At 53.0% G+C, this 22,058-nt stretch carries 15 protein-coding genes; 5 read left to right on the top strand and 10 right to left on the bottom strand.

The genetic code is table 11. From position 1 onward, the window contains the following. The 3 genes from G497_RS0109220 to G497_RS0109210 all read left to right on the top strand — a co-directional run. A partial coding sequence (locus tag G497_RS0109220; protein WP_027187933.1) for an integrase core domain-containing protein occupies positions 1–282 on the top strand: 282 nt, incomplete at its 5' end. Positions 283–578: 296 nt separating this feature from the next. Then, entirely contained in the window at positions 579–1,556 is a 978-nt protein-coding gene (locus G497_RS0109215; RefSeq protein WP_027187932.1) for a bile acid:sodium symporter family protein, read from the top strand. A 70-nt stretch (positions 1,557–1,626) separates the two neighbouring features. Continuing rightward, positions 1,627–2,385 carry an SDR family NAD(P)-dependent oxidoreductase gene (locus G497_RS0109210; RefSeq protein WP_027187931.1) on the top strand — a complete coding sequence of 253 codons (759 nt, stop codon included), beginning with the start codon at positions 1,627–1,629 and terminating at the stop codon, positions 2,383–2,385. Between the two features lie 126 nt (positions 2,386–2,511). On the opposite strand, the gene G497_RS0109200 is transcribed toward G497_RS0109210, so the two are convergent. The 7 genes from G497_RS0109200 to G497_RS0109170 all read right to left on the bottom strand — a co-directional run bounded on the left by G497_RS0109200 (position 2,512) and on the right by G497_RS0109170 (position 13,236). Continuing rightward, positions 2,512–3,801: a TRAP transporter large permease gene (locus G497_RS0109200; RefSeq protein ID WP_027187930.1), complete on the bottom strand. Its 1,290-nt coding sequence runs from the start codon at positions 3,799–3,801 to the stop codon at positions 2,512–2,514. After that, positions 3,795–4,325, bottom strand: coding sequence for a TRAP transporter small permease (locus G497_RS17545; RefSeq protein ID WP_211228757.1), 531 nt, complete (start codon positions 4,323–4,325; stop codon positions 3,795–3,797). Before G497_RS17545 ends, G497_RS0109200 begins: the two co-directional genes overlap by 7 nt. Before the next feature lie 85 nt (positions 4,326–4,410). Then, positions 4,411–5,397 (bottom strand): TRAP transporter substrate-binding protein DctP, encoded by a 987-nt coding sequence (dctP, locus tag G497_RS0109190; RefSeq protein ID WP_034637357.1) that lies wholly within the window; start codon positions 5,395–5,397, stop codon positions 4,411–4,413. Between the two features lie 238 nt (positions 5,398–5,635). Further along, positions 5,636–6,349, bottom strand: a complete 714-nt coding sequence (locus G497_RS0109185; RefSeq protein WP_027187928.1) for a superoxide dismutase — start codon at positions 6,347–6,349, stop codon at positions 5,636–5,638. A gap of 179 nt (positions 6,350–6,528) precedes the next feature. Continuing rightward, the gene (locus G497_RS0109180) at positions 6,529–7,269 is read right to left on the bottom strand and encodes a glycosyltransferase family protein (protein ID WP_051258005.1); all 741 of its coding nucleotides are present in this window, start codon (positions 7,267–7,269) and stop codon (positions 6,529–6,531) included. A 28-nt stretch (positions 7,270–7,297) separates the two neighbouring features. Then, positions 7,298–9,286, bottom strand: coding sequence for an LTA synthase family protein (locus G497_RS0109175; RefSeq protein ID WP_027187926.1), 1,989 nt, complete (start codon positions 9,284–9,286; stop codon positions 7,298–7,300). A 368-nt stretch (positions 9,287–9,654) separates the two neighbouring features. Continuing rightward, a complete protein-coding gene (locus G497_RS0109170) occupies positions 9,655–13,236 on the bottom strand; it encodes a PEP/pyruvate-binding domain-containing protein (protein WP_027187925.1) in 3,582 nt (1,193 codons plus the stop codon). Positions 13,237–13,492: 256 nt separating this feature from the next. Between G497_RS0109170 and G497_RS20705 the strand changes: the two genes are divergently transcribed. Next, the gene (locus tag G497_RS20705) at positions 13,493–13,618 is read left to right on the top strand and encodes a hypothetical protein (RefSeq protein ID WP_281171057.1); all 126 of its coding nucleotides are present in this window, start codon (positions 13,493–13,495) and stop codon (positions 13,616–13,618) included. A 31-nt stretch (positions 13,619–13,649) separates the two neighbouring features. On the opposite strand, the gene G497_RS0109160 is transcribed toward G497_RS20705, so the two are convergent. Together G497_RS0109160 and G497_RS17540 are read right to left on the bottom strand one after the other, a co-directional pair. Beyond that, positions 13,650–17,351, bottom strand: a complete 3,702-nt coding sequence (locus G497_RS0109160) for a pyruvate carboxylase (protein ID WP_027187924.1) — start codon at positions 17,349–17,351, stop codon at positions 13,650–13,652. A gap of 238 nt (positions 17,352–17,589) precedes the next feature. After that, positions 17,590–18,507, bottom strand: coding sequence for a biotin--[acetyl-CoA-carboxylase] ligase (locus G497_RS17540; RefSeq protein ID WP_169726992.1), 918 nt, complete (start codon positions 18,505–18,507; stop codon positions 17,590–17,592). 707 nt (positions 18,508–19,214) lie between these two features. Here G497_RS17540 and G497_RS17535 point away from each other — a divergent pair. Continuing rightward, the gene (locus G497_RS17535) at positions 19,215–20,687 is read left to right on the top strand and encodes a sensor domain-containing diguanylate cyclase (protein ID WP_051258003.1); all 1,473 of its coding nucleotides are present in this window, start codon (positions 19,215–19,217) and stop codon (positions 20,685–20,687) included. A gap of 183 nt (positions 20,688–20,870) precedes the next feature. On the opposite strand, the gene G497_RS17530 is transcribed toward G497_RS17535, so the two are convergent. Further along, positions 20,871–21,755, bottom strand: coding sequence for a DMT family transporter (locus G497_RS17530; RefSeq protein ID WP_051258002.1), 885 nt, complete (start codon positions 21,753–21,755; stop codon positions 20,871–20,873). Between the last annotated feature and the right edge of the window lie 303 nt (positions 21,756–22,058).

Genomic DNA, 22,058 nt, shown 5'->3' with positions numbered 1-22,058 from the left:
TGTGACAATGGCCCGGAGTACATTAGCATAGCGCTTCAGCGCTGGGCTAAGCGAAGGAATATCCGACTGCGCTACATCCAGCCAGGGAAACCGCAGCAAAACAGTTACGTTGAACGCTATAACCGAACTGTGCGTTATGATTGGCTGAATCAATACCTATTTGAATCTGTAGAGGAAATGCGCGAATTTGCAACGCAGTGGCTCTGGAGTTACAATAATGAACGCCCTAACATGGGCATTGGCGGCATCACCCCTGCAATGAAGCTTAAACAGGCGGCATAGGCTCTACTTGTTAGAGCTACTAAAAAGGGGAGGATTACCGAATCACAAGCGAGTTTACCGCATTTATTGCGACCTGGAATTGAACTTACGCATCAAGCCGAAGAAACGCATTAAACGCGACAAGCCCAGAAAACGCCCTGTATGCTGTTGGTTAAACAAGTATGGCCATGCCATTCCAGCCCCCAGCAGGCGACCCTTGACCCATAGGGCCGGAGCCCGTATGTGTGTTGTTTAACGCTCTGCACCACAGGCACATGCCATGCCACAGGCTTATTTAAGCAATTAAGGAACTTCTCATGAGCCTAAGGGACTTTATCCTTATCAGCGTTGCTTTTGGCGGTATCATTGCAGGTATTTTCCTGCCACAGGCGGCAGAGCCGCTGGATGGATACCCGCGCATAAGCATTATGCTCATGCTATTCCTCAGTTTTCTTGGGTTGCGCACCCAGGAAGTGCTGCGCGGTGTGGTGCGCCTGCGCGCCCGCCTGCTGGTTATGAGTGTGGGCAAGCTGTTTATTGCTCCCCTCGTCACTTTTTTCCTGTTTGTTCTGGTTATGCCCAAGTTTGCCCTGGGTGCCCTGCTACTGGCTGGCAGCCCTGTGGGGGTTATTTGCGCCTTTTTTGCCCTGGTTATGCGGGCAGACTTTACCCTGGCTCTCACGGGGATTGTGTTCACTTCCCTGCTTTCCCCTTTCACGCTGCCGCTGCTTACCAGCCTTGCCCTGCCTTTTTTGGGAACCGATGCCGTGGGCATGGCCCATTTTTCCCCACTACGCATGAGCCTGGACATGGCAACCCTTCTTATTGTTCCTTACGCCCTGGCCCAGGCTGCCCAGGCAGTATTCCCCAAAGGGTGCCTTAAAATTATGGCAGTGCGGTTTTGGATTAACACCGCCACCCTTGGGCTGTGCAACCTGGCTGTATTTGCCAAATATTCCCCCACCCTGCGCCAAAGCCCGGACCTGCTATTGCCCGGCATGGCCGCTGCCCTGCTGGCTGGCCTAGTGTTTTTTTTGTGCGGGGCCATTCTTTCCTGGCGCTGGCCCTTGCCCCAGCAGGTTTCCATGGGCATTGGCATTGGGGTAAGCAACGGGGTTATGGCCATGATTTTGGGCATGGAATTTTTTGGCATCACCGAAGCGCTGCCAGGAGCTTTTTTTGCCATTCCCACGGTGCTTGTGCTGCTCCCCACCCGCCTGCTTATTCGCCTGCGCACAGGCAACAGCTATGAACTGCCGCAACCGGATGAAGTGGCAAAAGTACAGGGCACATAGCGCAGCCTGCAAACGTCTTTTCCTGGCAAACTGACACAGTGAACACGGCAACACCAACGGAGAAACACCCATGAAAAATAACGAAAACAGTACACCAACAGCCCTGGTAACAGGTGCCGGGCGCGGCATTGGCCGGGCCATTGCCCTAGCCCTGGCCCACAAAGGGTTTGCTGTGGGGGTAAACGACCTGGACGCTAATGTTGCCAACGCCGTGTGCGCTGAAATTACCGCCCTAGGGGGAAAGGTCACCACCTATGTGGCAGACATTGCCAACCCTGAGGCCGTAACGGGCATGATGGAAGCATTTGTGGCCCACCACGGTGGCATTACCGCCCTTGTGAACAACGCGGGTATTGTGCGTACCAGTTCCTTTTGGGACATTCCCATTGAAGAATGGGACCTTGTTATGAAGGTAGACCTGCGCAGCGTGTTCTTGGCCTGCAAGGCGGCTTTCCCCTATATGAAACAAGCCGGGTACGGTAAAATTATCAACATGGCTTCCGTGGCAGGCTTGCTGGGGGGCGGGCTGTTGGGCAATGCCGCCTATGCAGCGGCAAAAGCCGGGGTTATTGCCTTTACCAAAGGGGTTGCGCGGGAAGCAGGCCCCCTGGGTATTCGGGCCAACGTTATTGCCCCTGCCCTTACCGACACAGAAATGACGTGCGGTATTGACCCGGAAAAACGCCAAGGCATTATTCGCCAAATTCCCCTGGGCCGTGCAGGCCTGCCGGAAGACATTGCCAATGCCGTGGTATTTCTGGCATCGCCGGAGTCAGACTTTATTTCTGGGGAAACACTTATTGTGGATGGCGGATTCATGCGGCGCTAGAAGCAGGCATACCCCCAAAGAGGGAAGAAGTATCCGCCATATGCCCGCCCGGAGCAAAAAAAAGGGGGAGCAAATGCTCCCCCCAATACCAACAAAGAATAACCAATTCATTCAAGGCCACACCCTTTACTGCTTCACGCTCATTACCGATGGCAGCCAGGTACTTAGTTCAGGGAACAGCATAATCAGGCCCAGAACCCCTGCCATGATAAGAATGAACGGCCACACGCCCCGAATAATTTCTTCCATTTTCACATCTGCTTGTAACCCGTTAATAACGTACAGGTTCACCCCCACAGGTGGAGTGATAAGGGCCATTTCCATATTTATGGTCAGGATAATGGCGTACCATATGGGGTCTATGTGCAAGGCGGCCATAATGGGCAACAGCAGCGGAATGGTGAGCAAAATAATGGACACTGTTTCCAGAATCATGCCAAGGCCCAGCATGAGCAGGTTAATGCACAGCAGGAACCACCCCATGGAAAGGTTGTGTTCCACCACCATTTGCGTGAGCAACTGGGGAATCATGAGCATGGTCATGACCTTACCAAAAAGGGTAGCGCCCACAATAATCGTGCAAATCATGCAGGAAGTGGTTACCGCTTTCAGGCACACCAGTGGAATATCACGGAACGTAAGAGTTTTGTAAATAAACAGAGTTACCACAAGGCTATAAAACACCCCTACGGCCGCAGCTTCGGTTGGGGTGAACACCCCGGTGTAAATACCCGCCAGAATAATCAGGGGCAAAAGCAGGCTCCATGCATTTTGCCGGGTAACGTGCAGCCGTTCCCGCCAGCTTGCCTTTTGCAGTGGTTTGAACCCACTGCGAACGCTTTTCACCACAGCATAGGCAATGAAGGCCAGCGTCATGAGCACACCGGGCACAACCCCGGCCATGAACAGCTTGCCAATGGATTCTTCCACAATGGAGCCATACAGAATAAGGGGAATGCTGGGCGGAATCAAAATGCCCAGGGTGCCCCCGGCAGCCAGCAGGCCAAGGGTAAAACTTCTTTCATAGCCGCGGGAAATCATGGCAGGAAAGGCCACCATGCCAATGGTGGCAGCAGTGGCTGCCCCGGAACCGGTAATGGCCGCAAAAAAGGCACAGGCCAAAATGGTGGCTGTGGCCAGCCCGCCAGGAAAATGCCGTACCCACACGTTCATCACATCAAACAGGTTGTCGCCTACCTTGCCGGAAAGCAAAATCTGGCTCATGAGAATATATAGGGGCACCGCCAGCAGCACAAAGCCTTCCAGGGCGGAAAACACCGTAAGCCCAACCACCTGCATGGGCAGGTCGTACATCCAGATAAGCATGAGGGAAGTCGCCCCAAGGGAAAACGCCACAGGCACACCAAGGGCAAGCAGCACCAGCAATATGACAACAATCAGGAAAAAGCTTAGCATAACTTGCCTCCCTTGCTATTTGGCAGGGCTGCAGCACCGCACCGCTCAAGAATAATGCACAAATACTGCACAGCAAGCAGGCCAAAACCCACCAGCACGGCAGAGTGCACTGTCCACAAAGGAATATTCAGCGGGGTGGGAGAATGGCGGTTGTACCGAATGGTTTTTTCCAGCATTTCCCAGGCTTGCCAGGTAATAACAAGGCTGAAGGCCAGCCCGGCAAGGGAAGAAAGCAGCACACACACCCGCTGCATAAACGGCGACATTTTGCCCGTTATCACGTCAATGGCAATGTGCTTTTCCGCTATAAGGGTATACCCGGCAGAAGCCAGCATGGACCAAATGAAAATATACAGCGAAACTTCTTGTGACCACACTGTGGGACTATCCAGCACATAGCGGGCAATGACTTCGTAAAAAAGAATGAACCCCATGCACAAAATGCCTAAACCTGCGGCATAGGCCATGCACAAGTTTATTCGCCGCACCAGGGCGCTGAATTGCCTGAACAGATGTAACACCACGTATTCCTCCAAAAAACTTATTGGAAACGTGTAAGCCCGCGTTCAAAAGCGGGCTTACACGTTCAGAGACAAAAAAACCTGCCAGCTACTTGTTTGCCTTGGCGGTAATTTCCAGCAGTTTCTTGCCAGATTCACCGCTCGTTTTGGCAAAGGCTTCCAGCACAGGGGCTGTGGCCTGTTGCAACACTTTACGCTGTTCCGGCGTGGGCACGCTAATTTGCAGCCCTGACGCTTTTACCGTTTCCAGCGCCTTGGCTTCTTCTTCCGCCACAGAGCGGGAAATAAATGCAGACACTTCTTTGCTGGCCCGCATGTGGGCTTCTTTCGCTTCCGGGCTCAGGTTGTTCCACCAGTCAAGGTTGGCTTGCAGCACAAATTCCACGGCGCTCAGGCCTGCCACGGTCATGTGTTTTTGCACTTCATACACCTTGCGGCTAACGGCAGCAGGCACCCCGGTAACAGCACCATCCACAGTGCCCCGTTGCAGGGCCATGTACATTTCGGCAGAGCTTATCATGGTGGGGCTGCCACCAAGGGCTTCAATGGCCTGGGTGGAAGCCTTACCAAATGTCCGTATTTTTACCCCTTTGAAATCTTCGGGGGCAAGCAAAGCGCGCTTGTTATTAAAAATATGCACATCACCATAGTCTGCCCAGAACATAACCTTCACGTTGAGTTTCTGGAATTCTTCGTCCAGCAGCGCGGCCCCGCCTTCATCCAAAAAGCGGTGCAAGGCATTTTGGTCTTTAAACACAAAGGGCATTTCAAAAATATCGATGGCAGGGAACATGCCAGCCCATTTGTTGGCAGGCAGCAATGCCAGTTCCACAAGGCCATCCTGCACAGCTTCCACCACGGTTGTGTCCTGGTAAAGCTGGCCGGAGTGGAACACCTGCACCGTTTCTTTACCACCGGAAAATTCCGCAACTTTCTCGGCATACAAGTCCATAGCCTTGGAAAGAAAGTGGGTGGGAGGCATTTGGTTGGAAAGACGGGCTGCCCCAAAGGCTTGCGGTGCAAGAAGACACAAAAGTGTTGCAGCAACTGCACAATGACGGAAAATACGGGTCATAATGGCTCCTTGCCAAAGCTAAACTTGTTCACGTGTTCACACTCAGGCGCTTGAAAAAACGCGCCCGTAGCGTTTATCTAGCGCATTTACTACACGACGACAAGAATTTCCCCACATGCAAAAAAGTAACTCCAGGGGTGACAGTGCCCCCCGGAGTTACCTGCAATGAACATTTCCAGAAATACCTGGTGATGTGGTTAAGGAAACGCCCTATAACCAGTGATTCCCAGAGGAAAAATTACCCAAGGTTTTTGGCTGCAAACTCCCAGTTCACCAGTTTATCCAGCACCCCGGTTACATAGTCGGCGCGGCGGTTCTGGTAATCCAGGTAATAGGCATGCTCCCACACGTCAATGGTAAGCAGGGGTTTCAGCCCGGTGGTAATGGGGGTATCGGCATTCATGGTATTCACAATTTTCAGTTTATCGCCATCTTTCACCAGCCATGCCCAGCCACTGGCAAAACGTCCCATGGCAGCTGCGGCCAGTTCCTTTTTGCAGGCTTCCACATCGCCAAACGAGGCATCAATACGTTTTTTTAACGCTGCTGGTGGTGTGCCACCCCCATTGGGGGTCAGGCTGTTCCAATAAAAAGTATGGTTCCAGGTTTGGGCTGCATTATTAAAAATGCCCACCTTTTCGGCCTTGCCTGCTGTTTCGGCAATAATTTTTTCCAGGGGCATGTCCGCAAACTCAGTACCAGCCACCAGCTTGTTCAGGTTGTCTACATACCCTTTATGGTGCTTGCCATAGTGAAAGCTGATGGTTTTGGCAGAAACAACAGGTTCCAGGGCATTTTCTGCATAGGGAAGGGCAGGCAAGGCAAAGGGCGTTGCGGCAAAGGCAACATTGCCCAAGCCACCCATGGAAAGAAGCACGGCAGCGCTGGAAGCAGCCGCAAGAAATTCACGCCGATTAAGCCCGGCAAGGCTGGAAGTTTTTGGAGTATTCATGGCATTCCTCGTTTGGTTAAAGATAGAGCCAACGGCAACGAGTGCCGGGGGGGAGGTAACATGTACATAATTAGGAATAAAAACTATTAATCTAAGGTTACTATTACTTTTCTAAAAAAGCAATAGCCCATTACAGGCTATGCGAAAAGCGGTACAAAAACACACAGCAATGAAGAAAGCTACTCCACAGTTTGTCCGCTGGGTTGCTGCCACCCCTGCTGCAATTGTTGCATATGCTCACGCCACTGGGGGCCAAGGCGTTTTTGCATAAAGGCTTCTTCCGCTTTGGCTGCTGTTTGCATAAAACCTGTGACTGCGTTGGCCGTAGTGTGGTAGCGGTGCCGCATAAGCATACCATCGTCCACCAGGACTTGCCACCCAGCTTGCTGCAAGCGCAAGGAAAGCCACACGTCAACCCCATAGCCATATTGATTGTCTTCACAATCCAGCCCCCCCACAGCGGCAACGGCCTGCACGCTCACCACCGGGGCAACACCGTCCAGGTAGGGCACAGGGCGGCAGCCCCCGCCGGGTTGCTGCTGCGTGTGCCGGTGGTAGGGGTTGTGTTCCAAAGCTGGGGAAAGAGCCCCCACCCTGCCCTGCTTCTCCAGCCGGGCAAGGCGTGCCTCAAGGCGTTTCAGATACGGCCCGGCGGAAAGAAGCTGTATGTCGTTATTGCAAAACCAGACGTGAGTATACCCAAGGGCTTCGGCCTGGGCCAAAAACCAGGCAAAAGCCCCTGCCCAGTATCTGTTTGCATCCAAACGGTGCCAGGCCGGGGCATAGGCATGGGGGGCAGCGTTATCCAGCACCAGCACGTCCTGTGCCCGCTCCGGTTCTGCCTTGTGCAGGTGGGTGTGCAGCCGGGCTGTCAGTTCTGGCTCACCATAGTGCAATATGCAGGCACACAATCGAATCACAAAAGGCCCCCAAGGTGAGAATAGAGAATTATTGTTCTTTTTGCGGGTTGTTATACAACATATAACGGGCCGTTTGCACATAGTCTTCTGCCCGCTGCCGCAATACTGCCAGCAATTCTGGCATGGCAACGGCCAAATCTTTACCTGTAGTGTCGTCCAGGCGGTACAGGTGTTCGTCTCCCCCCGAAGACTTGAAGTAGCCATACTGCCCCTGCACTACCCGCAAAGGAACGTTGCTTTTCCCCCCAATAAAGGCCATCCGGTCTGCATCGAAACGCTTGTCAAACAGGTTACGGCCCAGGGTGCGGTTTTCAAACCCAATGCCCGCCAGGGAAGCTGCGGTAGCAAAAATATCCACATGGCTGGCAGCATCGTGCCTGTTGCCCGGCGTTAACAGCCCCAGCGCAGGGGAAGCATGCACCAGTAAGGGAACATGCCAAGGGGCAAGGTAAGCGGCCGAATATCCGGCAGGCATATTCCTGCCATTGTCCGTAATTCCGTGGTCACCAAATATGAAAAACACGGTGTTCTCATAATACGGGCTTTGCCGGGCAAGGCGCATGAATTCACCCAGGGCAAAGTCGGAAAAGCGCAAGGAATTATATTCCCGCTGGTCTTCAAAGCCATATAAATCAAGCTGTTCTTTGGGCAGTTCCTGCAAGACAAACCCTGGGGTGGGGGGAATTGTGTAGGGCCTGTGAAAACCCGCTGTTTGGATAACAGCCACAAAGGGAGTGCTTTGGTCGCGGGCTGCCAGGGTGGCATGCGCTTCGATAAGCAGGGCAAAATCGGAAATGCCCCACACATCCACATTGGGTGCTTTCCAGCTATACTCTTCCAGCACTTGCAAACTGCACACATTGCGCTGGAATACGGCCCGGATATTTGCCCAGTTGGCACTGCCCCCAAGCATGTAGTATTTATCGTACCCTACAAACTCATTCATGAGCAAAAACTGGTTTGCTGCCAACGGATTGCGTGAAGCGGTGCTTTTTTCGCTTACATCCGGAATGCCCGTAACAGCGGAAAACACGGCCCTGGCCGTGGTGCGGGCGTTAGCATAATAGTTGTGGAACAGTACAGATTCTTTTGCCAGGGCCGCAATGAAGGGAGTGGTATTTGCCCCACCCGGTGCAAAAGAGGTTTTTGGGTACGCCAGGGACTCCATAAAAATAATAACCACATTCAAAGGGCGCTCACCCCTGCCCGGTGTTGTGCGCGAAAAGCTCAAGGTCTCCTGGTTGGGGGCATCTACCCCAAGGTAAGCTGCCATGCGCGGGTAAGCTTCCCGCACTTTTTCCAGGTCGTAATTTCTGCCAGAAGCCTGTATGAAGGTATCATATAAATTATGTACCGGATTCAGCGCCAAAGCCACAATATGCTGGTTTTGGGAAAAATAGGCATTGCTCCAGCGCAGGGGAAACATATTGGGGGTAATTTGCCCATACACAGCCACAAAAAGTACCAGCAGGCCAACCACAAAGCGGAGTGCCCCCACCTGCCACCGGGCACTGTGGGCCAGGGGCAGCGCTGCCAAGCGGGCCAAGCCCCAGGTAATGGCAGCGGCACAGGCAAATTCACCCAGTATAATCCACACCACCGGGTAGCTTTGCCACACCATGGACATGGACACCGTTAAATCTTTCAACAAGTCCCAAATGGTAATATCAAGGCGCCCCCCAAGGTAAGCATAAAAACCCATGTCCACCGCGTATAGCACCACTAAGAAGAACAGGGGCAAAGCATACACAAGGCACACCAGACGGAATGTTACGCGCCGGGCCAAGGCAGGCACAGCCAGGGCAACCCCCAAGGGCAACGTGACCAGGGCAGCCAGGCGGGCGTCGAAACGAAAGCCAAGATACAGGGCTTGCCAAAATTCTGCAGCGCTTGCACCAGCTAAGTTGTTCGCCGCCATAACAGCAAACACCATGCGAAATAAAAAGAAGACCAGCAAGGTGTAGCTTAAGCAGGCAAGATAAACAACCAGGGGGGAATAGTGTTTCTGCGTAGACATAAGAGTAAACGTGAGCCCAAGAGGCTAGTAAAATCGTTGGTACAGGGAAATGAGGCCGGTGCTAGATGCCAAGCAAACAGTGCGTTTGTTTTGTCAGCCATGCCCCAAGTTGTCAAGAACACGCGCAGGCTTACCCTGGCAATGCATACAGAACCGCCGTGCTTCCTGGCAGGAAACACGGCGATGTAGAAGGAATACATCCTTGGAAACTATGGAAGCACTGGTTAAGAGGATTTGGGGAAACGCTCAGTTTTTCGTTTGGCAAGGCATGAGTTTTTTTTGAGGTGGGTGCTGGACTCTTTGGTCCTGCCCCGCCTCAAAAAAAGCGAGCAACGCAGCCAAACGGAATAAATCAGCGTTTCCCTATGCTACCAGACCTTACTGCGCTGCACCGCAAGAGCATCAGCCTGTTCTTCAAACGAGGCAAAGCCGGATTGGTGCAGGGCGTCATTCACAAGGCTATTCCAGTCCCAATTAGCATACACAACAGGCTTGTGGAAGGTGCGGCGGAAGCGTTCCACTTCTTGACGGTAGAACTTTTCATTGCCGGAATCCAGGTTTTCGCGCAATTGCTCTTGCAGGCGGCGCAGCTCCCCTTCATACCATTCCTTCAATTCAGCAGGTTGGGCATATTTTTTCAGAATATGGTCATACCCCTGGTCAACCAGCAGGGCTTGCAAGTTGTTTTCATGCTGGCCTCGCAGCCAGTCCCCAAGGCCGGAAGGAGGAATATTTTCCGCTTCCACGGCAGCCATGTCAAACTTGGTTTGGTAGTAAGTGTCTGGCACAACAGAAGCAGAAGCAATACCTGCAATGGCCACCAGCCCGCGAATAACAAGGCTGTTGGAAACACCCTGCCCGCAGAAGCCTACTTTTTTACCAAACTTCTGGCCCGTGAAAATGGTGACCAGAATAGCCCACACAACCGCTGGGTCTTCCTCATCATAAATATGGGAAAGGCGGGCGTTGTCACGATCTGTTGCCAGCACCATCTGGGTCATGTCGTTGGAACCAATGGAGAAGCCGTCAAACTCTTCCAAAAACTGCTTGGCAAGAATGGCGTTGCTGGGCAGTTCGGACATTTGAATAATTTTCAAGCCGTCCTGACCGCTTTTCAGCTTGTGCACCTGTTCAAGGTAGCAGCGCATGCTGCGGGCTTCTTCAATGGTGCGCACAAAAGGCAACATCATTTGCAGGTTGCTGCCGCCGTACACGCCACGGGCCATTTTAAAGGCTTCAATTTCCCAGTCGTGCAGGTTGCGGGAAACACCACGCCACCCCAGCATGGGGTTATCTTCTGTTTGTTCAAACAAAAGGCCACCCAGCAAGTTGTGATATTCGTTGGATTTGAAGTCTGTGGTGCGGTAAATAATGTTTTTGCCATAGAAGGCCATGGCAAACAAGGCAAGGCCCTGAGCGAGGGTTTGCACATAATGTTCCCGCCCGGAACGGTACCCTTTTGACTGGATAAGCACCTTGATTTTATCGGGAATGGTGCGCACTTCTTCCAGTTCCACCAAAAGGCCTGTACGGTGGCCCACGTCTGCCCGAACTTCCTTGATTTCTTCAAGTGTTTCTTGAACATACGGGATGTTTGCCGCTTTGGCAGCAATGGAAGCAACCTGGGAAGCAATTTCACTGCGGCGACGCACCACTTCAGAATCGTTCCCCACAAGCAGGGCCAACTCATCTTCAAAGCCCATCATGTAACGCACGTGGGCTTCAAGGTCCACAGAGGTCTTAATCAAATCAAGGCGGCGGGATGCGTTATCAATATACTCATCCAGCTTGCGTTCCAGGTCGCGGCTTTGGCGGCGCAGGGCCAGCACTTCTTCTTCTGTGCCCATGCCTTCGCGTTCGTTCAGGGCGTTCAGTTCCGGGGTAATGCCCGTCAAATGGCCCACGTATTCACGCAGGCGCAAGTTCATGAACACCAGGCCAGCGTTAAGCTGGGTACGCACGGTTTTGGTCAGTTTACTGTCCAGCACCTTCAAGTGGGTCTGAATAACGTGCTCAAGCTCACCATTATCGTACGCTTCCAGAGCCAGGGGATGCACCCCGATGTTGCCCAGCAGGAATTCCGCCCGCAACAGGCCCACTTCAAAGTCGGGCACATTGCGCAGGCGGGAAAGGAACATGGCCTGGGCCACGTCTGCCAGAATAAGACCAACTTTGGTTTTAGTGACAGGCAACTTGGAAAGGTCCATTTCACCGCCTACATCACGCAGGGGCAAAATGCCACGGTACACGCGGCCGGTGGTACCGTCCACTGTCACGTCCTGGCCATCCAGGGCGCGCAGGGCTTCAACCCGCTGAATGCCAATAACGGCAGGAATGCCCAGCTCGCGGGAGGTGATGGCCGCATGGGAGGTGTCGCCACCCACGTCTGCCAAAATGGCGGAAGCCACGCGCATGCCCGGCACCATGTCCGGGTCGGTACGTTCGGCAGCCAGAATTTCACCCTTGCTGATTTTGTTCAGTTCCAGGGCGGAACGCAGGAACTTTACCCGGCCCTGCCCTGCCCCGCGGGAAGCGCCATTGCCTTCCAGCAGCAGTTCAGCACGGGCAGCAGCAGCGGGGTCCACTTCCTTGCGGCGCATGAAAATGGTGTCGGGGTGCAATTCAAATTCTTCGTTCCAGCGCGTTTCAGGCCTGGCCTGTACAAACCACAACTCATCATTCACGTCTATGCAAAATTCTGAGTCGGTAATGATGCCGCCATAGGTATTGCTTATAGAGCGCACACCCTTGGCTACGGATTCGGCATGGGCCATGGAAAGCGCCCAGCGGTATATTTCATGCTCCGGCACTGGGGCATGGCGTGTGCCGCCTGCTTCGTCATAAATAATTTTTTTGTCTTTACAACCCATTTGGCGAATAACCACCTGGCGGTTATCGTCGCGGGTAAACACATAGTATTTATCCGGCGTTACCATACCACCCACCACGGCCTCACCCAGGCCATAGCTTGCGTCAATGGAAACCAGGTCGTTACGCACAGTGCCCCGGCAGCCTGTGGCTGTATCTGCCGCAAAAGCAGTGCCGGAAATAACCGGGTTGATCATGCGCATAAGACATACGGAAAGAGAGGTATTTTCAATGGCCCATTCCTGCTTGGCAAGAATGGCAATGTTGTCGTCGCCAGTTTCTTCGGCAAGGCTAATGGCGTCCAGAATGGCTTCACGGCGGTAGGTCATGGAGCGCAGGTTGTAAGCAGAAGCACAGTCCCAATGGTAGGCTTGCACCACTTTTTCAGGCCCGCGCATGTTCAGGTAGGTGTCCTGCAAGCCAGCAAACGCCTTTTTGCGGGAATCTTCCCCGGCGGCGGAAGAACGCACAGCCACAGGCACATCTTCTTCCCCGGCTTCATCACAAATGGCTTGGTAGCCCTGGCGCACAGCATCTGCCACTTCATGTGGCAATTCTGCGGCCAAAATACCCGCCTGCACCAGCACGGAACGCTTGCGCAGTTGGTCAATGCCTTCAGGCGAGGTGGCAAACCCTTCCACAACGTTGTTGATGAAGGAACGCAACTTTACAAGGCCTTTGCCTTCTTCTGCGGCCAATGCTTCCGCTTTTATCTGCTTACCAATGCCCCGAACAAATTTTTGCAAAAATTCCGGGTCACCACTAATTTCCGGGTCAGTCCAGTCCACCCGCTTATACTCCCTGTCCACAATGGAACGGGTGAGTGAAGCGTTTATTTTGCTTTCATCCAGTAATTTATGGAAGGCATGGGCAGAAACAGCCCTGAACTGGGGGGTTTTAATGCCAGGCACCTGGCTGATAATCGCTGTATTGTAGTTTTTACCACCCACCAGCAATTCTGCTTCTTCACCAATGGCAGAAATTTCCGCCCCGTTCAGAATAAGCAACTGCCGCAGCTTTGCTAAATCCGGTTCATGCTTTTCATTCTTCGATTTGGGCTTTTCCTGCGAAGGCTTCGCCATTGCGTCTCTCCTCTCAATGCGAGATGGGAAAATCAGTTCGTGGGAAAAATAGGAACATCCACTTCAACTTATCAAAACTATCTGGCTCTTTTTTTGTTCTCAGGCAAACGCCAGACCAAAATAAGAGACAAAAAGAGGTGATTCTAAAGACAAAAGACACGTTATGCGAGGCAATTTTGCAAGCAAAATCGCCCAAAGCTACCCGACTTTTAACCGGATATTTTTGTCAGCTTATAGAGTATTTTCAGTAACGTCAATGCAAGTACATGCACTGCTGAAAAAACGGCCTGCCCCTTATTACTACACAGGGCTGCAAAAAAAGAAGGCTGGCCATGCCACAGGCACCAAGCCAGAGGAATGTTTCGGTGTTACGCCGCAATAAAAGCTGCGAAACACCGAAACGCAAGGGGTTATCAGCCGGCCTTGTTCCCGCAATAAGGGCAGAAAACAAAGGCATCTTCCGGCAACGGCTTGCGGCATGCTTCATTTTCACACAGGCGGGGCACTGGGCCAAGTTCTACAATCAAATCACCTTCGCGCACAGGCATCATTTGCTTGCTGTGGCGGTAGTCGGCGGTTTTCAGCACCCGTTTTACCACGGCATTGCATGGGGCGCACACGGCCTTTTCCTGCTTCATGATGGAAATGTTAAAGAGTTCCTCACCCTTTTGCACCAGATCGCCGGGGTGCACATACATAACCCACAAGTCACCATTGCTGGGCGCAGCCACGTGGTATTCATTGCTGGGGTCTGCCTTGGTGCCCCCCACATTGCCCGTTGCAACCGGCTTGGCCACCTGCACTTCACAACTGAGGAATTCGGAGTCCAGCACATAGCGCACCACGGAAACACCGTTTTTATCTACTTCCCCAATGTTCAGAATGGTCAACTGGTGGGGTTTGCCACTGGCGTCGGTAAATTGCAGGTCTTGGGCAGGCATAAGCCCTTCAAACCACACATGCACCGGCAGGTTGTTGGGGTTGCCATACTTTCTGCGGAATTCAATGGTTTTAATGGCATCTGCCGGGTGGTTCAGGTACATCAGGAACTCATCTTCCGTTGGTTCCCTGTGTATTTGCTCTGTAAGGGATTTGCGTTCCGTCTCAAAGTCCACATCGTGCAAAGAATCCAGAGGGGAGAGTATGGTGCGCTGCTCAATGGCTCGCTTCCATTCAGCCCCAAAAGCACTTTGGTACACCCAGTCTGCCGGGAAGCCCATGGGCAGTTTGCCAAAACGCCCCAGCAACAGGTTGCGGAAAGCGTCGTTACTGTCCTGGTAAAGACCCAAACGGGCCTCTTTCATTTCCGGGCTGAGGTCTGCTTCCGGCACGCGAGTGACGTTTTCAAGCACTTCAAGCAAGTACTGCACCTCATTTTCCCCGCCGCGCTTATAGGCGCTGGTCACGGCCAAAAAGGCGGTGTTCCAGGTAATTTGGGAGCCTGGGGTAACGTCATGGTACAGCACCACCTGCCGGGTGCCTGCCAAAAAGCGCAGCATGTAGGGCAGCAGGTGAATGTACCCCTGCTTCAGGGCGCCTTCCTGGGAAGAAGAGGTGGCCCCACCAGGCATGCCGTGCTCCATAACGTCATAATCCACACCCTGGAAGTACGGGGCGGTGTAGCGGTCGTAATGGGGCATGAGCTGCTTCAGCACAAAGTTGGCATCGCGGATCATTTTTTTGTTCAAGTTGTTCTTTATGCCCAGTTCATCCTGCAAATAGGCGGCAGTGGAAAGCACTTCACCCTGGCCATACCAGCGCATGGCAGCCCCGAGGGTGGTATCCACAATATGCACGCCAGCCTTGGCAGCAGCCCCCAAAGCAGGCACGAACAGGCCATCCGTGTAGTGCCTGTGGTAATGCAAGGTAAGCTCCGGCCATGTTTTACGAATGGTGCTGACAAAATCGAACATGAACCGGGGTGGGCAGTTGCCTGCCATGTCCTTCAGGCCTAGCACAAACAGGCGTGTGGCTTCCTGCGGGGAAACCCCAAGCAGACTGGCGTTCTGTTCCACTATGGCGTTGATAACGTCCATATAATGTTCAATGCTGAACCCACGCCCGTAGGTAAGGGAAATGGCAGGTTCAAACAGCACCCCTTCGGTGTTCAGGGCCACTTCAGCAAAGGGCCGCATGTTTTCCACATGGTTCAAAAAGTCGAAACAGCGGATAACGTGGTATTCTTCGCAAATTTTCTCCGCCATAACCCGCATGAGGTTTTTGGGCTGGGGCTTGTACCCCAACACGTTGGTGGAGCGAATAAGAATCTGCTTCATGGTTTTTGGGGCCAGGGCATTCCATTCCCGAGCTTCCGCAAAGGGGTTGGTCATATTGGCCATCATGGCAACGTGGAAATGAGCCCCACCGCCATTTTCCAGGGAGAAGAAGTTGCAGTTATCCAGGTACGGGGCAATTATCCTGTCTTCCGCAAGGCGAAAACGGTTGCCGCTGTTGGATTGGGTGGTGTCGCGGCAGGTGGTGTCGCAAAAGTGCACATAGCCAGATTCACGCACATACTCCAGCAATGCTTTCTTGTCTTTGCGCGGATAAGGTGATGGCATGCGGCGTGCCGTTTGGCTCACCTCCGGCAGCACCAGGTCGAACTGGGGCACGCGCGGGGTGGTGCTGGAACGGTATTCACCAAGCTGCACAAAGGGGTTATAGCCACGTGCGGAAATTTCCGCCACAAGGCGGGCTGTGCGCTCCGATTCTGCCGCCACATCGGAATAATCCATCAGTTCCGGGTTGGCATTAATAAACCGGGTGTCGCATTCTCCCTGGCGGAACAGGGGGTGGGCTATAACCTGCTTGTGGAAGGGCAGCGTGGTTTTGACCCCGCCAATAATGTATTCATCCAGGGCCCGTTCCATAATGCCCAGCACCTTGGGCCAATCTTGCCCATAGGTAATAAGCAGTGCTGCGGCGGAGTCGTAGTTGGAAGGAAACTCATACCCGGCGCTTACGTTGGAATCAAGCCGCACACCGGGGCCACCCGGGGAAACGTAGCGGGTGATGAGCCCTGCGTTGGGGGAAAAGTTTTTCTGCGGGTCTTCGCAGTTAATGCGCACCTGCATGGCGGCATGGTTGGGCCGGGTATTTTCTTCCGTAAAGCGCAGCCTGCTGCCAAAAGCAACGGCAATCTGCTCTTCCACAAGGTCAATGCCGTAGCGGCATTCGGTAATACCGTGCTCCACCTGCAAGCGGGTGTTTACTTCAATCAGATAGGGTGTGCCGTCTTCGGTAATCAAAAATTCCACGGTACACAGGGAATGGTAGCCCACGGCCTTCACAAGGGCCAGGGAATATTCCTTCAGTTCTGTCCGCAGTTTTTCTGTCATCCCCTTCCAGGGGGAGGGGGTAATTTCAATCAGCTTCTGGTTGTTCCGCTGTACGGAACAGTCGCGTTCATCAAAGGCAAAGGCATTGCCGTAAGTGTCGGCAATAACCTGAATTTCAATGTGCCGTACACGCTGCAGGAATTTTTCCACATACACGCGGGGGTTGCCAAAAGAAGCCTGGGCCATGGTGGACGCTTTAAAAAACGCATCTTCAAGGTCTTTTTCATTATGCACCTCAAAAATACCACGACCACCGCCGCCGCCTTCGGCCTTCAGCATTATTGGGAAACCAATTTGCTGTGCCGCTTCGCGGGCTTTTGGCACGTCCACTGCCCCATCTGAACCCGGCACAACAGGAATGCCCAGTTTTTTAGCAAGCCCGCGCACTTGCACCTTGTTGCCCAAAAGGTTCATGGCTTCTGCAGTGGAGCCAATAAAAATCATGCCTGCTTCAGCGCACAGGCGGGGGAAGGCTTCGTCTTCCGAAGCAAAGCCCCAGCCGGGGTGAATGGCAGCAATACCACGCCGTTTGGCAAGGGTAATGATGCGCTCTATATCAAGGTAGGCGCGGGCGTCCGCCCCAAGCAGCAACAATTCTTGTGCGGCAGCGGCAGCCGGAGAGGCTTTGTCCACGTCGGTGGCAGTTAACACGGCAGTGGCATCAAACCGTTCCCGCACAGAACGGCAAATACGCCGCGCAGGAATACCCCGGTTGGCAACAAGAATGGCCTTGCCTTTTAATTGTTTCACAACTTGGTCAAACGTCAAAATACCCATGGTCTTTCGCTCTCCTCACCGTGCCGCAAACGGTTCTTATGTTTATGTCCGGCTTGTGCGCACAGCGCCGCTCTTTTATGCCGGGGAATTGCTTCCGGAGTGGCACCATGCCTTGCACATGGCACGTATACACACTCGACTTTTTTTCGTAAGCCAAATAGCAAGAAAGCACAAGGGGTGCCTGTTACGGGCAACCCGCACATATCAGTGTAAATACACAAAAAAATGGTGCCTTCAACTAGCCCTTACGCAGGCGCAACTGCCCGCAGGTATGTTCGCACACCTCACCCGCAGCGGTGCGTACCAGCACCCCCCCCTGCGGCCCTAGCCCCAGGCAGATGCCTTGCACTACGCCCTCCCCTTCTTCCACAAGTTCCACAGGCTGTGAGCGCCACACAAGTTGTTCCTGGGCCAGGGCAATGGCCTGTTCCAGGGTGGCACCTGCATACTGGGCGGCAAAAATATCCATACATTCACGCACAAGGTCCACCCACAACGGAAACGGTGCAGCAAGAGAATGCTTTTCATCGTCATCCGGCAGCAGCACCCCTGCGGGGCAGGCATGCTCGGCGCGCATTGCAGCGGGGGGCGGTGCTTCCATAAGGTTCAGCCCCATGCCCACCATGAGCACACCGCCTCGTTCTTCCAGCAAAATACCGCCCACCTTTTTTCCCTCAAGGGAAAGCAGGTCGTTGGGCCACTTCATGCCAGCGCTGTACCCAAGGCGGCATAGCCCCTGGGCAAGAATTGCCCCCACAAGTACGGCTGCGGCTTGTGTGCGAAACAGGGGGGATTCCGGCAAACGAAACGTAACAAACAGGTTCCCCAAAGGGGAATGCCACGCCCTGCGCACCTGCCCACGGCCTTCACGCTGGCAGGAAGCCAGCACCCCGCCCCAAGGCGGCATTTGGCCCAACGCATGCAAGCGCCACGCAACATCAAAGGTAGAAGAAACAGCCCCTGCCAAATACAGCGTTGCCGGAAGCAGGCGGCATTCCTGCGCATTAACGCGGGAACTGGAGTCGCACAGTAGCAATGCCCCTGCAAGGGCTTGGCGCTCAAACGCTTCCAGCGTGGAAAACCCAGGGTTTTTCCAGTAGCCGATGGGTTTTGGCAAAATGCTGACTTCGCCAAAAAGCGAAAGGGGGCCGCGCATATCGGCACACACAAGCGGTTCAGCAAAGGGAGGAAGCCCCCGGGAAAGAGCAATAAGGCAACACGAAGCAACGGAAGGCTCCGCAGGAGGTTCACACAAAGAAGCAGATGAAGGGCAAGAGGCACATGTCATTCAGGCATTCCAAAGTGTTAGAGCAATTTCACTTTGAAATTGCTTGGTGGACGCAACGCGGACACCCGAGAAGCGTGTCGTTTAAGGTGGGAGTCACCAGTAAAAGCAAGACAATTTTACGCTATTCCCGGCGCACTGTCCAGCAAGGCACAGCCCCATTTTCCTCCCGGCACTTCTGCCATCAATACAAAAGGAACTCTTCACCCTTAATAATAGCCAGGCAACAGCTTGCCATTACGAGGAAATTTTGACCCAACAACCACCCCCGAAGCCGCATTCGCAACATAAACAACACAAACTTATAACTTGGCGCATAATTTGCATAAAGAAATCGACACACGCCCTTCTGACCATTTTTTCCTACTACGGCCCTGGGGCGGCTTTCATCAATACTGTCTGGTTATCTTTTTGTTCTCTGCCAAGCATTACCTTAAAAGAGAGGACAAAAAGAAGTGATTATAAAGGCAAACAACACGCTACGCGGGGAATTTTGTAAGCAAAATCGCCCCAATGCTATCCGGCTTTGTAGCCGTACAGCATAGTTTTGCAATGGTCTTTACTGAGGAATGATGACTATGAAAGAACAGACCTTACCCACCACGTGGGCATTTGGCCTTACAGAAGAACAGCAACGCCAGATCAGCAACGGGCTGGAGCAAGAAACCGCCGTTCGCTTCTGGAAGGAAGACACCCTTCCTACCATGGCAGACATGGAACACGACACCCCGTGTATTCTATGGCTTTCCTCTGCTTCATTGCATGCACTGCAAGCCTTGCCAAGCACCAGCACACGCCACCTGGAACTTATTCCCAAGGTGCTGCTTTTAGACAAGCATTATTCCATAAAAGACTTTGAAGAAGCCACGGACCTGGGCATTGCTGAAATTGTGCGCCCGCCCTTTACCAAAAAACGCTTGCGTGGCGTGCTTATGCGGGCAGTGGAAGTACACAGCATTCACCACGACATGCTGTGCATGACCCGTGAAATTATGCTTGAACGAGAACTGTTGCAGCGTAAAAACGACTTGCTGTCTTTTCTGGTAAGCTTTTTTACCAGCACAACAGACAACCTGCAAATGGACGCTATTTTACAAAAAGTATATAGTTCCATGGGGTTACTGTTGCCGGTTAAAGGCATGCACGCGGCTTTGTGGCAGCCTGGCGGCCCTATGGGCACATCTGTTTCCCTGTACGTTAACGCGCCTCAAAAAAGTACCGCCTTCAACAAATGGCGGGCATTGCTTCTGGACCATGTACGGCCACGCATGGAAGGCAGATTGCGAGTGGAAGAAACCACCCACCTTTGCTTCCCTGAGCAGCCCGACGAAGACCAGAACTTGCTCCCGGATGCAGGAAACCTGCTGTGCCTGCCCATTCTGGTAGGAAGCGAGCAACTTGGGGTACTTGTACTGCTCACAGACATGCACAAAAACCTTGGTCGAGACCAAATTGCGGCGCTGGATTCCGCCATGCGGCACCTGGCATTAAGCCTGAACAACGCCCGCAGGTTCCGCATGATGCAACTGCAAGCAGATTTTGACGCCCTTACCGGGGTGCATTCACGCCGTCACCTTGAAGGCAGGCTGGAAGAAGAATTTGAGCGCTTTACACGCTATGAACAACCTCTTTCCGTGATTATTGCCGACCTTGACCACTTCAAGCAGGTAAATGACACCCACGGGCATATGGTGGGTGACACCGTGCTGCGCGAAGTTGGAGCCATTCTGGCCAATTCCATACGCAGCACAGACTATTGTGCACGCTATGGCGGCGAAGAATTCATTTTGCTGCTGCCCCACACGGAATTCAACAAAGCCTTTGCCTTTGCCGAACGCTTGCGCAAGGCCATTGCGGCCCACTCTTTTACTTCCAGCCAAGGGCCGTTTTCCGTACACGCAAGCCTTGGGGTTGCCTCCCTGGATAAAGAAACCCCACACTCCAAGGAATCACTTATCCAGGAAGCAGACGTAGCCTTGTACATGGCCAAGAAAAAAGGGCGCAACAGAACGGAAGGGACAGCGCCGCAAAAAATGCGCAAGCTGGCTTAAGGAAACGCTGATTTGTTTTGTATTGACGAGAAGAAAACAGCATTCCACTTCCATACGTCATAATTATGACAAGCACATTACGCCAGCAGTCATGCAATTGACAAAAATACACAGCGGGTGGCCTTACATGAGGCCACCCGCTGTGTATTTTATGTTTATATTGAATAGGATACTAGCCACCTATCAGTCTTTCTTCCCGCTTGCCCCACTAGCGGGGTCAGGCTTTATCTGCACAAGCACGGCGGCAAGCACAAGCCCGGCCCCAGCCCAGCCCAGTGGGGTGAACAATTCCCCCCACCACCACCAAGCCACAAAGGTGGCAAAACAAGGCTCCAGTGTTGCCAGAATGGCTGCTTTGGTAGGCTGCATACGCTCAATGCCAAGGCAATAGACAAAATACCCTAAGTACGAACAAAAAAAGCCCAACGCCAGCAGGAAAAACCAGTCGCTAGGGGTTTTGTGGCTAAAAGTCACAAAGGGCAACAGGCAAATAGCTGCCACCGCCATGGCTTGGCCATAAAGCATCATGGGGGAATAGCGCGCCAGAAAGTTTTTAGTGAACACATAGTGTGAGGCATACAAAATACCGGTAACCAGCCCCATGCCCACCACCAGGGGGCTGAAGCCCTGCCCTGTTCCCCCACCGGAAAAGCTGATGCCCACCACCCCCACCAAACACAACCCCACAGCCAGTATTTTCCGGCGGGTCAGCGGTTCATGAAAAAAAACATGGGAAAAAAGTGCCACCCAGGCGGGAGCTGTGTATAACATAACAGAAGCCAGCGCAGCACCGCCTTGCTCCACAACGTTAAAGACCAGGGCAAAAAGCCCACCAATGCCCAGCCCGCCAAAGAGCAAAAAACCCATGGCATCACTACGGGAACGCACAAACTGCCACCCTTGAAACCATGCATGGGTTAAAAAGAGAATAGCCGCAAAAGTGACCCGCCAAAAGGCAATTTCTGCTGGGCTGATGCCACTTTGCAGGCAATAACGTGAAAAAGGGCCAATAAAGGCCCACAAAAAAGCTGCCGCAACTATATAAAAAATACCCAAATAGCGCTGCACACGGACCTCGTTACCGGGCTTCCCCGTTGGTTGCACGACCCTTGCGCCTGTTTCCCATTGTGGGAGAATGCTACAAGATATCGTTTCTGTTATTCTGGTTGAGGAACCCACGGAGCAACTACCATTCCACCAACGCAGCCAAACGAAATAAACCAGAATTTCCTAAGTGCCACACTACTTTTGGCAACAATGCCAACCATGAAGACACTAGCGAACCTCATGTAAAAACACAAGCGGTTCATTTTTTTTCAAGCCATTTACGAGAAAGTCCACAGTCATTTCTTGAAATAGTTTTCATGTTCG

The sequence above is a fragment of the Desulfovibrio cuneatus DSM 11391 genome, assembly GCF_000430005.1.
Taxonomy (GTDB): domain Bacteria; phylum Desulfobacterota; class Desulfovibrionia; order Desulfovibrionales; family Desulfovibrionaceae; genus Frigididesulfovibrio; species Frigididesulfovibrio cuneatus.
The sequence above is the reverse complement of the archived record's forward strand: the minus strand, read 5'-3'. Positions and strand labels throughout refer to the sequence as shown.

Coding starts and splice junctions, on each gene's coding strand:
- G497_RS0109215 (WP_027187932.1), top strand. CDS start 579: ATGAGCCTAAGGGACTTTATCCTTATCAGCGTTGCTTTTGGCGGTATC.
- G497_RS0109210 (WP_027187931.1), top strand. CDS start 1,627: ATGAAAAATAACGAAAACAGTACACCAACAGCCCTGGTAACAGGTGCC.
- G497_RS0109200 (WP_027187930.1), bottom strand. CDS start 3,801: ATGCTAAGCTTTTTCCTGATTGTTGTCATATTGCTGGTGCTGCTTGCC.
- dctP (WP_034637357.1), bottom strand. CDS start 5,397: ATGACCCGTATTTTCCGTCATTGTGCAGTTGCTGCAACACTTTTGTGT.
- G497_RS0109185 (WP_027187928.1), bottom strand. CDS start 6,349: ATGAATACTCCAAAAACTTCCAGCCTTGCCGGGCTTAATCGGCGTGAA.
- G497_RS0109175 (WP_027187926.1), bottom strand. CDS start 9,286: ATGTCTACGCAGAAACACTATTCCCCCCTGGTTGTTTATCTTGCCTGC.
- G497_RS0109170 (WP_027187925.1), bottom strand. CDS start 13,236: ATGGCGAAGCCTTCGCAGGAAAAGCCCAAATCGAAGAATGAAAAGCAT.
- G497_RS20705 (WP_281171057.1), top strand. CDS start 13,493: ATGCAAGTACATGCACTGCTGAAAAAACGGCCTGCCCCTTATTACTAC.
- G497_RS0109160 (WP_027187924.1), bottom strand. CDS start 17,351: ATGGGTATTTTGACGTTTGACCAAGTTGTGAAACAATTAAAAGGCAAG.
- G497_RS17540 (WP_169726992.1), bottom strand. CDS start 18,507: ATGCGCGGCCCCCTTTCGCTTTTTGGCGAAGTCAGCATTTTGCCAAAA.
- G497_RS17535 (WP_051258003.1), top strand. CDS start 19,215: ATGAAAGAACAGACCTTACCCACCACGTGGGCATTTGGCCTTACAGAA.